Raw genomic sequence first — 16,326 nt, 5'->3', positions numbered from 1 at the left:
CGCTGATGTGAAACAGAAAAGGGATGTGAAACAAAAAAGCCGGGAATCGCTTCCCAGCCTTGTGTTGAGGTTGTTGCTTGCGGGACCTGACTATGCCGCCAGTCGTTGTTCCCGCAGGATTTTAGCTGCCGCGACCATGTTGATCAGGCTGGTGGCAACCTCTTCCCAACCTCGGGTTTTCAAACCACAGTCCGGGTTGATCCAGAGCCGTTCCGCCGGAATTAGGGTGGCGGCTTTTTCAATCAGTGACTGAATCTGCTCCACGGTGGGGGTATTCGGACTATGAATATCATAGACACCCGGACCGATCTCGTTGGGATAGTTAAACTCCGTAAACACCTCCAGTAGTTCCATATTAGAGCGACTGGTCTCGATGGTGATGACATCGGCATCCATATCGGCAATGGCCTGAATAATGTCATTGAACTCGGCATAGCACATATGGGTGTGGATCTGGGTTTGCGGCTGTACCCCGCTGGCAGACACGCGGAACGCATAGACCGCCCATTGCAGATAGAAATCCCACTCAGACTGCTTCAGCGGCAGGCCTTCACGAATCGCCGGTTCATCGATCTGAATCGCAGCGATGCCCGCTTGTTCCAGATCGACCACCTCATCCCGCAGCGCCAGGGCGATCTGCAGACAGGTTTCCGAACGGGGCTGATCATCGCGCACAAATGCCCATTGCAACATGGTCACCGGACCGGTGAGCATCCCTTTAACCGGCTTGTTGCTCAGCGACTGTGCATAACGGCTCCAACTGACGGTCATCGCTGCTTTGCGCAGAATGTCGCCGTAGATAATCGGCGGTTTAACACAACGGGAACCATAAGACTGCACCCAGCCCAGTTGACTGGTGGTATAGCCTTCCAGCTGTTCGCCAAAGTATTCCACCATGTCGTTACGTTCCGGTTCACCGTGCACCAGCATATCCAGGCCATAGCGCTCCTGCCGTTCGATACAGTCCTTAATTTCCGCTTGCATAATGGCGGTATAGGCGATCTCATCCAGTTCGCCCCGGCGGAAACGGGCCCGGACCGAACGGATATCCGCCGTCTGTGGGAACGAGCCGATAGTGGTGGTCGGAAACGCGGGCAGCTGCAGTTTATGCTGCTGTTTGATAGCCCGCTCAGCATAGGGCAGACCTCGTTCACCATCCTGCGGTCTCAGTCCGTTAACCCGGCGCTTCACCTCGATACGATGAACCCGCTGGGATTTCGTGCGCACGGTGACATCCCGTAGATTTTCCGCTAACTGATCGGAGTGCTCGCCCTGTAAAGTCCGTTGCAGCAGGCTGATCTCATTCAGCTTCTGCCGTGCGAAGGCCAGCCAGCTGCGCAGTTCAGTATCAAAACCGGTTTCCTGTTCCAGATCCACCGGCACATGCAGTAGTGAACAGCTGCTGGAGAGCCAGAGGTTTTCCCCTAAGCGCGCGGCTACCGGTGCCAGGCGCTCGGCCAGCGCGGTAATATCGGCTTTCCAGATATTACGGCCATCGATGGCTCCCACCGAGAGTACCTGATCAGAACGCAGCCGCTCGCTGAAACGAATAAATTCATCACCGCCACGCACCGCATCCAGATGGAAGCCATCTACCGGTAGATAAGCCGTCAGGTCAAAGTTGTCCTCCAGTGCGCCAAAGTAAGTGGTCAGCAGCAGTTTCAGACCGGTATCGCAGGTGCTCAGTGTCTGGTACGCCTCGCGATAGGCTTCCTGCCATTTAGGGGACAGTTCCAGCACCAACGCGGGTTCATCGATCTGCACCCAGTCAATGTTCTTGCGGGCCAGCAACCGCAGCAGGCCTTTATAGCTGTCCAGCAGGGCAGGCAGCAGCGTTAGTTTGTCAAACGCCTGGTCAGCGCATTTTGCCTGCCACAGATAGGTTATCGGGCCAGGGATGACCGGCTTAACCCGATGCCCCAGTTGCTGCGCCTCGGCAATCTCTGCCAGGAGTTTTTCCGGATTGAGAATAAATTGCTGATTGGCGGATAGCTCCGGTACCAGGTAGTGGTAGTTGGTATCAAACCATTTGGTCATTTCGCAGGCACGGGTTGCACTACCGGAGGGTGCGCGCCCTCGGGCCATGCGGAAGTAGTTATCAAAACTGTCGCAACTGCCATCCCTGAAACGCTGAGGCACCACCCCCAGCAGTACGGAGTGATCCAGTATCTGATCATACAGGGAGAAGTCATTGACGGTGACGAAGTCCATACCGCTGTCGGCCTGTATATTCCAGTTTTGCATTCGCAACGTCTTAGCCACTTCAACCAGCTGGCTGCGGGTTGATTTTCCATGCCAGTAGTCTTCCAGCGCAAATTTCAGTTCACGCTGCGCGCCAATACGGGGAAAGCCCGGAATATGTGTTTTCACCATCTTCTCCTGTTGATAGTTCGGTCTTTAGATATATCTGTCATGACATGTGTTGCCCTGACAATGGAGAGGAGTATGGGGTTGATTTAATATGAGGTAAATTGATATAAAATCACAAATTATTGAATATAATTAATACAGTGTGTTTTATAACCAGCAGTTTTATAACCAATAGTGTTGTCAGCAATCGCTTTAGAGACAACTGTTTTATCAATGACTGTATTGAGCGTCATTGTAACGATACTGGTTAAGAGGTATTCCGCGGAGTATCCGTTTTTTTCTCCGTTGTCATCGGTCGTTCTGATGGTTTGCTCCACACATACCAGAGGGCAAAGACAACGGTGGCGCCAGCCAGCGCTTTTAAACCGGGGTGAAAGCTGAGGAACAGTAGTGGGTAACTGATCATCACCGGCATCATACTGGTAGCGAACAGTTTAGCTCTGAGTGGTATCACGCCGTGCTCTTCCCAGTCACGAATATAGTGACCAAACCAGCGCTGGTTGAGCAGATACTGGTGCAGACGTTCCGAGCTGCGGGAAAAACAGAATGCCGCAAGCAGTAGAAAAGGGGTGGTCGGGACCAGTGGCAGTAATACCCCTATGATGCCTAACAGAACGAAAATAAAGCCGCCTATCAGGTAAAACGCTCGGATCAGTGTCTGATGCACAGGTTACTCTCAATGGCCTCAATAGGTTCATCCTAGCAGATCTGCTCATAACAGATCTATGCTGTCATTTAGTCAGATGCTTTGTTAGCTATGGTTTCTCGCGGCGTAGTGACAGCGATCGGTATTTTAAACATAAGCCCAGGCAGTGTCGGACACAGCGTATCGTACCTGTTCGCCTTTCACAGCCGCTATACTGAATGGCAGATAGGCATGATTGAGTTCGATTTTCAGACCTCCCCCGGTTGGGGCATATACCTGTGATAACAGTGAGCGTTAATATCGTTATAAGGACAAAATCGATATCACTATAGTGGTTTACGCTACTTGATTTTGTAAAAAATAATGAACATTATGCTGCCACTATTCCAATGAAAGCTGCTGGAAATCGCTGTCATAAGCGGTGGCTGCACACAACGAGAAGCAAGAGGCGTGTTCCATGAGCAAATCTTCTACAAAGCCTGCATTTAACTGGGAAGATCCGTTCTCCCTGGAAACTCAACTGACCGAAGAGGAGCGCATGGTACGTGATGCCGCTCGTGATTACTGTCAGGGTCAGTTGTTACCGCGGGTGACTGAAGCAAACCGTAACGAGATTTTCCACACCGAAATTATGCAGGAGCTGGGTGAACTTGGCTTACTGGGATCTACGCTACCAGAGCAGTACGGTGGTTCAGAAGTTAACTATGTATGTTACGGCCTGGTTGCCCGTGAAGTTGAGCGGGTCGACAGTGGTTATCGTTCGGCTATGTCGGTGCAGTCTTCACTGGTGATGCACCCGATCTACGCTTACGGTAGTGAAGAACAGCGCATGAAATATCTGCCTAAACTTGCATCAGGTGAGTGGATCGGCTGTTTTGGTCTGACCGAGCCGGATGTGGGTTCTGATCCAAATAACATGAAAACCCGCGCAACCAAAGTGGATGGTGGTTACATCCTCAAAGGCGCGAAGATGTGGATTACCAACTCGCCGGTTGCCGATGTGTTTGTCGTCTGGGCGAAGCTGGACGGCGTGGTTCGCGGTTTTGTTCTGGAAAAAGGTATGCCGGGACTGAGTGCGCCTAAGATTGAGGGTAAGTTCTCTCTGCGCGCCTCTGTGACTGGTGAGATCGTTATGGCGGATGTGTTTGTGCCTGACGAAAACCTGCTGCCGAATGTTGAAGGACTGGCCGGTCCGTTTGGCTGTCTGAACAAAGCCCGTTACGGTATCGCCTGGGGAGCACTGGGTGCGGCTGAGTTCTGCTGGACCGCTGCCCGTCAGTACACCCTTGACCGGATTCAGTTCCAGCGTCCATTGGCTGCAAACCAGCTGGTGCAGAAGAAACTGGCTGACATGCAAACTGAGATCTCTCTGGGTCTACAGGGCTGTCTGCAGATGGGCCGTCTGATGGATGACAATCGTTGCCCGGTTGAACTGATCTCGCTGATGAAGCGCAACAACTGTGGTAAGTCTCTGGATATCGCCCGGGTTGCCCGGGATATGCACGGCGGTAACGGCATCTCCGATGAGTTTGGCGTGATTCGTCATGTGATGAACCTTGAAGCGGTGAATACCTACGAAGGTACGCATGATATTCACGCCCTGATTCTGGGTCGTGCGATGACAGGCATTCAGGCGTTCTTCTGATGGCTGGCGCGCTGAGTCATATCAAAGTACTCGATCTCAGTCGTATTCTGGCAGGCCCCTGGGCCGGCCAGATGCTGGCAGATTTCGGAGCCGAAGTGATTAAGGTGGAGCGTCCTGGCTGCGGTGATGATACCCGTGGCTGGGGGCCTCCGTTTGTGAAGGACCAGGATGGTAACCCCACGGACGCAGCGTATTTTCATGCGGCGAATCGGGGCAAACACTCGATTGCGATTGATATGACAAGCCCTGAGGGGCAGGCGCTGATTAAGCGTCTGGCGGCTGAGGTCGATGTTGTTATTGAGAATTATAAAGTCGGTGGCCTGAAAAAATATGGTCTCGACTATGCCAGCCTGAAAACGGTTAATCCCGGGCTGATCTACTGCTCTGTCACCGGTTTTGGTCAGGACGGTCCCTATGCGCAACGGGCCGGTTATGACTTTATGATCCAGGCGATGGGCGGTCTGATGAGCGTCACCGGAGATCCCGATGGTCAGCCAATGAAGGTCGGCGTCGCCCTGGTGGATGTGATGACAGGCTTATATGCCTGTAATGCTATTCAGGCTGCTTTGCTGCATCGGAACGAGAGCGGTATCGGCCAGCATATCGATATGGCACTGCTGGATGTACAGGTGGCGACGCTGGCGAATCAGGCGATGAACTACCTGGTGGGTGGCAAGCCGCCGGTACGTCTGGGGAATGCCCATCCGAATATCGTCCCCTATGAGGCGTTTCCGACAGCTGATGGTCACATCATTCTGGCGGTGGGCAATGACGGTCAGTTTGCCAAATTCTGTACGCTGGCAGGTGCGCCGGAGCTGGCGGATAACCCGGCTTTTACCACCAACTCGCTGCGGGTTGAAAATCGTGCCGAGCTGACGCCGCTGGTGGCTGAGATGATGCGCAGTCATAGCAGTGACTGGTGGCTGGAAAATCTGGGGCTACACGGTGTGCCGTGCGGGCCGATCAATACGCTGGATAAAGTGTTTGCTGATCCGCAGGTGAAACATCGGCAGATGCAGGTTGATCTGCCTCATCCAGACTGTGGAAGTGTGCCGGGTGTTGCCAGTCCGGTGAAATTTTCGCACACCCCGATAGAGTACAACGCGGCTCCACCCACACTGGGACAGCATACCGATAAGGTGTTGGCCGGACTGGGGTTGTCTGAACAAGAGATCGCACAATTAAAAGCACAAAAGGTTGTCGCTTGATACTCAGTGAATGACCGTTAAGATGCTTGTTTATAGTTAAATTGTATAGTTCTGTATTCTGATGCTCGCCCGGATATCACTATCGGGCGGCATTGCTGTTTTTGGAGTCACATATGATTACCCTTAAAGACCCTTCATTGTTAAAGCAACAAGCCTACGTAAACGGTCAGTGGATCGATGCACTGAACGGCGAAACCAATGTGGTACTGAATCCAGCCACCGGTGAGCAGATCGCCACCGTGCCAGACCTGGGAGCGGAAGAAACCGAAGCCGCCATCGTGGCCGCTGACATCGCCTTTAAAAGCTGGAAAAAGAAAACCGCTAAAGAGCGTTCAGTGCTGTTACGTAAGTGGTTTGAACTGATCGTTGCCAACAAAGACGATCTGGCTATTCTGATGACCGCTGAACAGGGCAAACCGATTGCAGAATCCGCCGGTGAAGTATTGTATGGCGCATCGTTTATCGAATGGTATGCGGAAGAGGGCAAACGGGCCTACGGTGATGTTATCCCGTCCCATGCAGCGGACAAGCGCATTATCGTCACCAAAGAGCCGATTGGCGTAACGGCAGCGATCACCCCCTGGAACTTCCCCAATGCGATGATCACCCGTAAATGTGCGCCGGCACTGGCGGTGGGCTGCACCATGATTATCAAGCCCGCTGAAGATACGCCGCTATCGGCGCTGGCGTTGATGGAGCTGGCAGACCGCGCTGGTATTCCAGCAGGCGTCATCAACGTTGTAACGACTAAGCGTCCAATCGAAGTGGGCAAAACCCTCACCGATAGCTCAGTGGTGCGCAAACTGTCCTTTACCGGTTCCACACCGGTAGGCAAACAGCTGATGCGTCAGTGTGCCGACACGGTGAAGAAAACCTCGATGGAACTGGGTGGTAATGCACCGCTGATCATCTTTGACGATGCGGATCTGGATAAAGCGATTCCCGCCGCAATCGCCTCTAAATATCGTAATTCCGGTCAGACCTGTGTGTGCGCTAACCGTCTGCTGATTCAGAGTGGTATCTATGAAGAGTTCGCTCAGCGCTATGCGGCAGAGGTGGCTAAGCTGCAGGTGGGCAACTGTTCGCAAGGTGAGTTCCAGCAGGGGCCGCTGATCAATCGGGCTGCGTTGGATAAAGTGACCGCGATGGTTGATGATGCGGTGGCGAAAGGCGCGCGCATTATTGCCGGAGGCAAACCCCACGCACTGGGTGGCAACTTCTTCGAACCGACCATTGTTGCCGATATCACCCAGGATATGCGTCTGGCCCATGAAGAGATCTTTGGCCCGGTAGCGCCGCTGTTTCGTTTTGACACTGAAGAGGAAGCGGTGCAGATCGCTAATGACACTGAGTTTGGTCTGGCGGCGTACTTCTTTACCCGCGATTATGCCCGTGTCTTCCGCGTGTCTGAAGCGCTGGAGTACGGCATGGTCGCTGTTAACGATGGCATTCTGTCAACCGAGGTGGCACCGTTCGGTGGTGTCAAAGAGTCGGGTACCGGCCGGGAAGGTTCTAAGTACGGCATGGATGACTACCTGGAGATCAAATACACCCTGGTGGGCGGGTTGTAAGACGCAAGCCGGTGAACAAAAACGCATCCATCGGATGCGTTTTTTCGTTTTATAGCGGCCAGGTTATAGCTGGCTCAGCAACTGCTCCAGCTTCACCTGGTCGGCGGCGAAATTGCGAATACCCTCAGCCAGTTTCTCGGTGGCCATCGCATCCTCATTCATCGCCCAGCGGAACGCCTGTTCGCTGTTTTCAACTTTCGCTTCATTACATAGCGGATCACTGGCAAACAGTTTCTGATCCAGAGGTAGCTTGGTTTCTGCCAGTTCTTCGATCAGCCCGGGGCTGATCGTCAGACGGTCACAGCCCGCCAGCTGACGAATCTCTTCGCTGTTACGGAAGCTGGCACCCATGACCACGGTGTTATAACCGTGCTGCTTGTAGTAGTTGTAGATCCGGCTGACGGAGAGTACGCCGGGATCTTTCGGGCCACTGAGATCAGTGCCTTCAGGGCTGTTGGCTTTATGCCAGTCAAGAATTCGGCCGACAAAAGGCGAGATCAAAAACACTCCGGCATCGGCACAGGCCACCGCCTGAGCGAAACCAAACAGCAGTGTCAGGTTGCAGTTGATACCCTCTTTTTCCAGCTGGCGGGCCGCTTCGATCCCCTCCCAGGTGGAGGCGATCTTGATCAGCACTCGCTCATTAGCGATACCCGCTTCGTTATACAGACCGATCAGTTTTTTCGCTTTAATGATCGTTGCCTGGGTATCAAACGACAGGCGTGCATCCACCTCGGTGGAGATACGACCCGGAATCAGCGAGAGTATTTCGCAGCCAGCCAGCACCGCGAGCTTGTCGGTCATGTTGGCCAGCTGTTCGGCATCGCTGCCACCCTGGCTCAGCGCCCAGGCTTTGGCCTGTTCCAGATAGGGGCGGTATGCCGGGTCCTGACTGGCTTTCAGCAGCAGGGAGGGGTTGGTGGTTGCATCCACCGGTTTCAGATCGCGGATCGCATTAATGTCGCCGGTGTCGGCAACAATGGTGGTCATCTTTTTAAGCTGATCCAGCTGGCTTTCCATTGTTATATTCCTTATTCCATAATCTTTTAGAACGCAGCTACTTTAGCAACCGCGTGTTTCAAAACGTCGACATCAGCACCGGCCTTGTGAGCATTTTCGCTCAGATAACGGCGGAACTGACGTCCGCCAGGCTGGCCGTGAAACAGGCCCAGCAGATGGCGGGTAATATGGCCCAGATAGCAACCCTGACTCAGTTGCTCCTCAATGTAGGGGTACATCTGTTCAATAATCTCTAAGCGGGTTTTCACTGCCGCGTCCGGGTTATAGAGTTTGTCTACTTCAGCCATCATATAGGGGTTGTGGTAGGCTTCCCGGCCGATCATGACACCATCAACATGTTGCAGATGTGCTTTGCTTTCATCCAGTGTTTTGATGCCACCGTTTATCAGCACTTCCAGATCGGGAAACGCCTGTTTTATCTGGTAGACCCAGTCATAGTTCAACGGTGGTATATCCCGGTTTTCTTTCGGACTTAACCCCTGAAGTATCGCTTTTCTGGCATGGATTATAAAGGTCTTACAGCCGGATTCCCGGACAATTGAGACGAAATGATGAAGTTCTTCATAGCTGTCCATATCATCAATGCCCAGCCGGTGTTTCACCGTCACCGGAATGCTCACGGCTGACTGCATTTTTTCCAGGCACTCAGCAACCAGAGCAGGGTGGGCCATCAGGCAGGCCCCGATCATATTGTTCTGTACCCGGTCGCTGGGGCAACCCACATTGAGGTTAACCTCATCATAGCCAAACTCTTCGGCCATCTGGCTGCAGGTAGTCAGGTCGTCGGGATTACTGCCACCGAGTTGCAGTGCCAGTGGGTGCTCCGGCTGGCTGTACTGCAAAAACCGCTCCCGGTCGCCATGAATCAGCGCGCCGGTGGTCACCATCTCGGTATAAAGCACCGCGTTCTGGCTGATAATCCGGTGGAAATAACGGCAATGCCGGTCCGTCCACTCCATCATGGGCGCAACGGTAAAGCGTCTATCCGGCTTAATCCCCGGGGTTGCTGGGCTGTGGCTTGTTTTGGCTGGTGTTTTCAATGGCTTGTTTTTGGTCTGATTGGGTTGTTTTAGGGTGTTTGGGGGGATGCAGTGCTCCATTAAATGCTCCATTAAATGCGCCATTTTTTTATGGAGCACTGGCTCGTGGAGCACTAAGTGCTGACTATTGACACCCCATGCCGCAGTGGAAGAATCTCATGCATATAAAACTCAGATTCTTAATCTGCGGAAAGGGCGGATTATATATCAGGAAAGCAAAACATTCGATAAACGACGGCTTGCTGAGCATGGGGTTTAGGTGTGAGGCTTGGGCGGGTCGCAGGCATATTTTGATAAACAAGAAGATCAGTCGTCTGGAGAATATCCAACCTCAGAAAAGACTACTTTAACTGAGTAGTAATATTTTTAGAAAGCTCGGTTAATGCATGTTCCAATTCACTGTCAATGATACCTCTTACATAATTAGGCTTAACCTGTTGAGACTTTATGAAGTCATCATGCTCAGACAAAAGCTCCCACATTTGTTTTAACAATTGTTTTTCAGGAAATCGTCCAGACTTGAACCAACCTCGATATTTTTCTCCTATCGACTCCTCTTCATGGCCAACTTCGGCAAGTCTCTCAGCTAAATATTCACAAAAGGATCTGATATCGATACCAGCATGTTTCAGTGCTGATCTAAGTTCATTCATATCATCGGGTGAAGCGCGCTCTGATTCTTTGGAAATTATCGACATTGAGGGGCTGCCTCTTTCATCGAATCAAATAGCCATTTTGTATATCGTTCTGCGGAAACAACCTTCCAGGTAAGATCTATATCTTCAACTGCCTTTGTGACAATGCAGCTGCATATTTCCTGTTTGTTGGAATATATAGACTTTTTCAAAACCCTGCTATCACCATTAACACAGAGATCCATCAAACGGTATTCCGCTAACGCAGGTAATCTAGTTTCTGTCATTACCTCATTGATACCGGCACCACCAAGAAGACAACCTAAAGCAATCAAGCCCTGCGATAGTTGTTTGACTTGCTTGAATTTGCGGCCATATAAGTTCGTCTGGCAGCTTTTGCAGATGCCAGCATTATTTCCAATAGCACGAATACGAGTTTCCCCATCGCAAGATGGACAGGTGATTGTTAAGCAATCATTACTAACTTCAGACATAAAACTTGTCCCTGTTCTGCTGTCCCACGATGTCCCCAAAGGGTGTTGCAATATCAATCTGTACTTCACAAAACAGATTGATTGAATCTTTGGAGATAACGCAATGACTTACAATAACTGCACCAGCAAACGTACTGGTGATCCATTAAAAACCTACTTCACTCAGAGTGAAGCAGTGCATGCTGCTGATTATGCACTGAATACCTACCAAAACTCTATGGTTCCATATACATGTGAGGATTGTGGTCACTGGCATTTATGTCCTGAAAGTCGGCATACACCTAGTCAAACCTGTAATTCTTGTAAAGATCGTAATGGGCGGCCTAAGCAATTGTATCTTTCCTATAAAGCGGCGATTAAACGCGCTAATTGTATCTATGACGAGCGTGGTGCGCGGTTAAGCGTCTACGAATGCTGCCATAACTATGGTTGGCATCTAACCAAAGCAGATGCGTGGTGAGGTGCGATCATGAAAAAACATATTGTTCTTGTTTCATTAGATTGGGAACGTCCACAGGACGGGCGTTCTAGTCTTGGAATCGCATCAATTGCTGCATCTTTGAAAGCAGCAGAAATTCCGTATCAAGTCATTGAAGATGCGGTTAACAGTCCTGATTTTGACTATTTATCGCTGGAACGGCGAGTATTAGAAACCATCAATGAATTGGAGTCTTTAGGTCATGAATGCTTGGTTGGTATCGGTGCTTTTATCTGGAATGAACAGCAGACACAACAACTGACGAAGTCTGTACGGACAGTAACTAACGCAACCCAGGTATTGGGAGGACCACAAATTTCCTACATGGAGGTAGGGCAGTTGGAACTAAACTACCCTTATGCCGATATATTTGTTCGAGGTCATGGCGAAAAAGCGATGGTCTCCTTAGCGACAGAAAGCATACACTCGAGTGCAGGTATTCATTTTTCTGGAACAAAAGACCTTGGCGAAAAAGCGGAGCATTCGTTAAATGATTTACCATCACCGTGGCTAACAGGAATTCTGATCCCAGGGAAGAGCATACGCTGGGAAACAATGCGAGGATGTCCATTCCGTTGCTCCTTCTGTCAACACAGAGAGTCGGGAAGCCGTTTTAAAACTAAAGAGCAGCAATTAGATATTATTCGGATCCAGAACGAAGTGAATTTATTTGCTAAATCGGGTGTTAAACGAATATCTATTTTGGATCCTATTTTTCATCTGGACACTCCTAGAACCGTTGAACTTCTTAATCAATTTCGAGATGTCGGGTTGACAGCTCAGCTTGCTCTCCAATGCCGGTTTGAATCTGTAAAAGATGAGTTTCTGGATGCTCTTGAAGGACTGGAAGTTGTGCTGGAGTTTGGCTTACAAACTGCAATTCAAGAGGAGGGGAAGCTAATAGGTAGGCCAAATCGACTTGATATAGCCGAGAAAGTTATTCACAAACTCAAAGCACGTAACATCCCATTCGAAATTTCATTGATATACGGGTTACCTGAACAAACTGTCGAGAGCTTTGGGCGCTCTTTGGCCTGGTGCCGGAGTCAGGGTGTGCCAGAAATTCGCGCATGGCCTCTCATGATTTTGCGAGGAACAGAGCTCGATAAACAGAGAGAATGTTTCGGGTTAGTGGAGTCCACAGACGAAACTATTCCACATGTCATCGCCAGTAATAGCTTTAATCACGCTGAGTATCTACAAATGAAAGCATTGGCAGACGCTTCGAACATACGTTGTATTATTGATGAGCCGGAGGGATCGAATTATGGCATTTTTTATCGTGCTTGAAGCACTAGATGGTGTCGGCAAAACAACTCTGGCAAAGATGCTAGCCCATCATTATGACTATAACTTTATGAGCACTCCTGGATCAGAGCTTCAGCTTATTCGAGAGAAAATCATCAAGGGGTTGGGCCAATCCCAAATAGCACGAGCGCTTTTCTATGCTGCTACCGTGCAAGCTGAAGGAGAAAAGGCTTCAAGTTTTCGGCAAGTCGGAGAAAACGTAGTAATGGACCGCTATAGTGCTTCGACAATTGCTTATGCCGTAGCGCGAGGTATAGCTATGGACCTGGATGCGTCCTTATCTAAATCTATAAAACCTGATTTAACTATTTTACTGACGTTGGACGAACAGGAGCGCCAGAGTCGCCTGATTAAGAGGGGGGCAAGCGATGAAGATTTGGAAACATTGAATCCTATTTTTCGTCAACGGGTGTTAGTTGAGTTACGGCAACGTATTGATACGGAGCTAGATTTGAGTGGGTTGACTGAAGAGGAGGCTCTTGCGCAGGTTTATGCATGTATTCAAAGTCATCTAAGCTAATTTATTAAGTACTATTTTTTAGGAAAACCTTAACGTCAAAATTCCTGCTGGCTTATCCCGAAAAATCGGGGTAGGCCGGATCGTCAATAGTTCTTGGTGATATTATTATTTTGTAAGAACTTCAATGATCTGTTTCAGGTTTTCTATTGATAAATCTGGCGTCTCAGCTACATTAGTTCAGACTAAACTATGATTACATCATGGTATTGTCACACCGGAAGCAAGATATTGTCCGGCTCTCATTACACAAACCGGACCAGGTCGGATTTTCGATTGATCTTTAGCTTTTTGAACGCTCTTTTTTTGTAGGTGATGACGGTTGATTCTGACAGTTCAAGCTCGTTGCCAATTGATTTCGCGGTATGGCCCTGCAGGATCATATTGCAGATCTGAGCTTCCCGCTCCGAAAGGCCCGAGGCGAGCAGGGATTTAATCATGCCGCGCTGTTTACGCTCATCACGAAAATGTTTTAACAGTAACGACCCTATCAGTGAGGATATTTGTTTTAGCGAGTCAAGCTGACCTTCAGCAAAGCCATCCTCTTTCTTGCTGTAAAAGTTGACATAAAAGATATGCTGGCTTGTTCGGTCCAGTACGACTAATGAGAACTTGGTATCGAAGTTGGGGACGTTAAAAAAACGTCGGCGATAAACGGGAGGCAGTTGCCGTTTCGCCAACAAGCGGTAGGGTGCTGCGTCCGTTTGAGAGAGGACGGACTGCTTCAGCTCTTTTAACATCGGGTCATCCAGATAGGCGCCATCCAGGTAGAGGGAAGCCAGCTGGAGTCCCAGATCCGGATGCTCGACATTATGCGCCAGTCGACAGGTCGCGTAATCCCCATTGGGGGAGAATTCGAACACCATATACTGATCGATCTGGGCGAGGGTTTTCATCATTTGAAAGAAGCGGGGATAAAACTCACCGCTGCCGAGCCGGTCTATGCAGCCGGCAACCTGCACAGCTATATCTGGCCAAATATCTCGAGAGCTGTGCATGTTGACCTCTGATAGCTGAAATAAAGCCAAGTATAGTGCTACAGCTGAATTAACTCACGCAGCAGGGCTTGATCAACCTTTTGATTACAGTGTCTCTTCGTGAGTGGGTTGGCGCCTCCGAAATGATTGCTTGAGAGGCGCTTTAGTCGTCACCTTATGAAATCATAAAACCATTAAAGAACGCACTCAGTTGATCATGAGCATTCAGCGGGACGATAGTGGCAATATGCTGATCGGGTCGCAGCACCACCATACAACCGCTGGCACGATCGATACCCCGCTGCTCAAAAATATCCATACCCTGGTCAGTGCGGAATATCTTTTCGTAATCTCTCAAACCATACCTGCCCTTGGCAGGCCAGAGGAATTCAGGCATCGATTCGATTGACAGATCTTGCTGCTGGAATACTGCATAAACATCAATCACCGAGTCGATGTCCGAACCTGCAGGCGTATATTTCTGCACCGGTGAGGTTTCAGCGTTTGCCAGGAAGTCGACCAATCTGCCTGAGTCGGAGGTTGCCTCCAGAGGAGATTGCTGATTGCCAAAGATAAAGAGACGCCAGCGGCCATCAGCTTTATTCAGGTGGCCCAGGTGCACCGGGCAGCCATCCGCCACCCGAACCGCAACGGCTGAATGGAAGCGTTCACCAATATGAAAGCCGGTTGCCAGGTGCTGGTTTTCGTGACCGGTACAGAGATAGGATTGATCGTAGCTAATCGATGTCCCGGCAATAAATCCATTCTGGCGGGCAACGAATTGCTCAATATCTGCCGTGCTCTTTTTGACCGGCTGTGAATCCTTGTTTGCCGTTGGGCGCGTGGCGACCAGGGCTGACATTTCACGGTCGGCATTGATCAGCATAAAGGCGACTTTGCGACGCTCTGCTTCATAGGTTTGCAGCAACCGTGGATCAGACTTGCCCTGCAACACAGCGGCCAGTTTCCAGCCCAGGTTAAAGGTGTCAGGCAACGACGTATTCAACCCCCAACCCCCTTTGGGGCTGTGTGTATGGCAGGCATCTCCGGCCACAAACGCACGCGGAATCAGGCCTTGTGGGTTACCCGCCGGGGTGTCGTCGAAACTCTCAGCAACACGCTGACCCACTTCGTAGATTGACCACCAGGCAACTTCCTTAACCTCCAGTTGATAAGGGTTCAGGATCAGTTTCGCCTTGGCGATAATATTGTCGACAGTCAGATTAAGCTCGGACGCTCTATGACCCTTGTCCAGCAGATCAAGCTCGACATAGAGGCGGACCAGGTAGCCACCCTCGCGGGGGACGATCATTACCGCGCCGTTGTCTCTGGACTGGATAAAGCTCTTCACCCGGATGTCCGGGAAGTCCGTGACCAGCAGAACATCCATCACGCCCCAGGCTTTGTTAGCTGAGTCGCCCTGTAGTTCAATTCCCAGGTTTTTACGCACTGCACTGCGTGCACCATCACAACCGACAACATAGCGTGCTTTAATGGTCTCGACGCTGGATGATTGCGTTGCATCGTTGCGTTCAAAGGTGGCCTTGATGGGGTGTGCACTCAAATTCTGGGTGAGACTTTTATCAACCTCCAGCTCAAGCAGCCGACGGTTATAATGTGGAATAAGGTGCGTTACCGAGTTCGCCATGCCTTCGAGCAAGATATCGTGTAGCCGTGCCTGATTAACAACCCCATGAGTAAATTCGGAGAGACCCAGTCGTGCATCGCGCACTTTGTGGGTACGCTTAATGTTCTCGGGGTGTTGGGCATCCGGCTCCCAGAATGCATTCTGGTGTAGTTGATAGGTCTCTTTAACCAGCAGTTCGCTGCTGTTAAAGGCTTCCATAATCTCCATTGTGCGACAGGAGATACCATCAGCCTGGCCAAATAGAAGCGGCCCGGGTTTCTGCTCAACGATACAGGTTGTAATGTCTGTGAACTCTGATAGCTGTCTTGCCAACGCCAGGCCTGCAGGCCCACAGCCGACAATTAAAACGTCCACTTCTTTGGGCATATTTACAATCGGTGGCGCAGCGGCGGGTTGCCGGGCTGAGTCTGCAATTTGGTAGTTGCCGGGTTTAAACCCATTGAGATGATACTGCATCACATAATCCTCTTAGCTCGGCGTATTCGCTGGCCAGTATTGTTTTTGTATGTCGGGTGTTGGCATTCATCAATTGTTGATGATGGAGAGTTTACGTGGATAAGTTCAGTGAGCTTGTCCCCTAAAAATGGGGACGCTTGAGTGATGACTATCAACAGGGCCGCTCGAGCGAGCGGCGAGGCCGCGATCAGAGCAGGGCATCAATCATTTATTCCGGGCACAGGTATGCCCTGTCCGGACGGCCAGTATTGTGCTTTTGAGTCGCTACGATTTTACGACTTGATTTAATGAGTCTAATTAAATCAAGTCGTTG

General features: G+C 50.5%; 13 protein-coding genes. 5 read left to right on the top strand and 8 right to left on the bottom strand.

Features of this window, described 5'->3' with window-relative positions:
- Positions 1-90: 90 nt before the first annotated feature.
- Positions 91-2,373: a 5-methyltetrahydropteroyltriglutamate--homocysteine S-methyltransferase gene (metE, locus tag Q0499_RS14820; protein WP_299200561.1), complete on the bottom strand. Its 2,283-nt coding sequence runs from the start codon at positions 2,371-2,373 to the stop codon at positions 91-93.
- A gap of 244 nt (positions 2,374-2,617) precedes the next feature.
- Entirely contained in the window at positions 2,618-3,037 is a 420-nt protein-coding gene (locus Q0499_RS14815; protein WP_299200559.1) for a YbaN family protein, read from the bottom strand.
- A gap of 436 nt (positions 3,038-3,473) precedes the next feature.
- Here Q0499_RS14815 and Q0499_RS14810 point away from each other — a divergent pair, with 436 nt between their 5' ends.
- From Q0499_RS14810 to Q0499_RS14800, 3 genes are all read left to right on the top strand, one after another.
- On the top strand, positions 3,474-4,661 hold the full coding sequence (locus Q0499_RS14810; protein ID WP_299200557.1) for an acyl-CoA dehydrogenase: 1,188 nt from the start codon (positions 3,474-3,476) through the stop codon (positions 4,659-4,661).
- Positions 4,661-5,869, top strand: a complete 1,209-nt coding sequence (locus Q0499_RS14805; RefSeq protein ID WP_299200555.1) for a CaiB/BaiF CoA-transferase family protein — start codon at positions 4,661-4,663, stop codon at positions 5,867-5,869. Before Q0499_RS14810 ends, Q0499_RS14805 begins: the two co-directional genes overlap by 1 nt.
- Before the next feature lie 113 nt (positions 5,870-5,982).
- Complete coding sequence (locus Q0499_RS14800; protein WP_363317808.1) at positions 5,983-7,440, top strand: NAD-dependent succinate-semialdehyde dehydrogenase; 1,458 nt, start codon at positions 5,983-5,985, stop codon at positions 7,438-7,440.
- A 63-nt stretch (positions 7,441-7,503) separates the two neighbouring features.
- On the opposite strand, the gene tal is transcribed toward Q0499_RS14800, so the two are convergent.
- From tal to Q0499_RS14780, 4 genes are all read right to left on the bottom strand, one after another.
- Complete coding sequence (tal, locus tag Q0499_RS14795) at positions 7,504-8,460, bottom strand: transaldolase (protein ID WP_299200553.1); 957 nt, start codon at positions 8,458-8,460, stop codon at positions 7,504-7,506.
- A 26-nt stretch (positions 8,461-8,486) separates the two neighbouring features.
- The gene (dusA, locus tag Q0499_RS14790; protein WP_299200551.1) at positions 8,487-9,572 is read right to left on the bottom strand and encodes a tRNA dihydrouridine(20/20a) synthase DusA; all 1,086 of its coding nucleotides are present in this window, start codon (positions 9,570-9,572) and stop codon (positions 8,487-8,489) included.
- Positions 9,573-9,841: 269 nt separating this feature from the next.
- Positions 9,842-10,198, bottom strand: coding sequence for a hypothetical protein (locus Q0499_RS14785; RefSeq protein WP_299200549.1), 357 nt, complete (start codon positions 10,196-10,198; stop codon positions 9,842-9,844).
- A complete protein-coding gene (locus Q0499_RS14780; RefSeq protein ID WP_299200546.1) occupies positions 10,189-10,629 on the bottom strand; it encodes a hypothetical protein in 441 nt (146 codons plus the stop codon). Before Q0499_RS14780 ends, Q0499_RS14785 begins: the two co-directional genes overlap by 10 nt.
- A gap of 469 nt (positions 10,630-11,098) precedes the next feature.
- Between Q0499_RS14780 and Q0499_RS14775 the strand changes: the two genes are divergently transcribed.
- Together Q0499_RS14775 and Q0499_RS14770 are read left to right on the top strand one after the other, a co-directional pair.
- The gene (locus tag Q0499_RS14775) at positions 11,099-12,397 is read left to right on the top strand and encodes a radical SAM protein (RefSeq protein ID WP_299200544.1); all 1,299 of its coding nucleotides are present in this window, start codon (positions 11,099-11,101) and stop codon (positions 12,395-12,397) included.
- Positions 12,375-12,935, top strand: coding sequence for an AAA family ATPase (locus Q0499_RS14770; protein ID WP_299200542.1), 561 nt, complete (start codon positions 12,375-12,377; stop codon positions 12,933-12,935). The genes Q0499_RS14775 and Q0499_RS14770 overlap by 23 nt, the downstream gene beginning before the upstream one ends.
- 242 nt (positions 12,936-13,177) lie before the next feature.
- Here Q0499_RS14770 and Q0499_RS14765 read toward each other — a convergent pair whose 3' ends face one another.
- The gene (locus tag Q0499_RS14765; protein ID WP_299200540.1) at positions 13,178-13,930 is read right to left on the bottom strand and encodes a helix-turn-helix transcriptional regulator; all 753 of its coding nucleotides are present in this window, start codon (positions 13,928-13,930) and stop codon (positions 13,178-13,180) included.
- A 154-nt stretch (positions 13,931-14,084) separates the two neighbouring features.
- Entirely contained in the window at positions 14,085-16,013 is a 1,929-nt protein-coding gene (locus tag Q0499_RS14760; protein ID WP_299200538.1) for an FAD-dependent monooxygenase, read from the bottom strand.
- Positions 16,014-16,326: the final 313 nt, after the last annotated feature.

The organism is uncultured Amphritea sp. (assembly GCF_937127095.1).
GTDB lineage: Bacteria > Pseudomonadota > Gammaproteobacteria > Pseudomonadales > Balneatricaceae > Amphritea.
The sequence above is the reverse complement of the archived record's forward strand: the minus strand, read 5'-3'. Positions and strand labels throughout refer to the sequence as shown.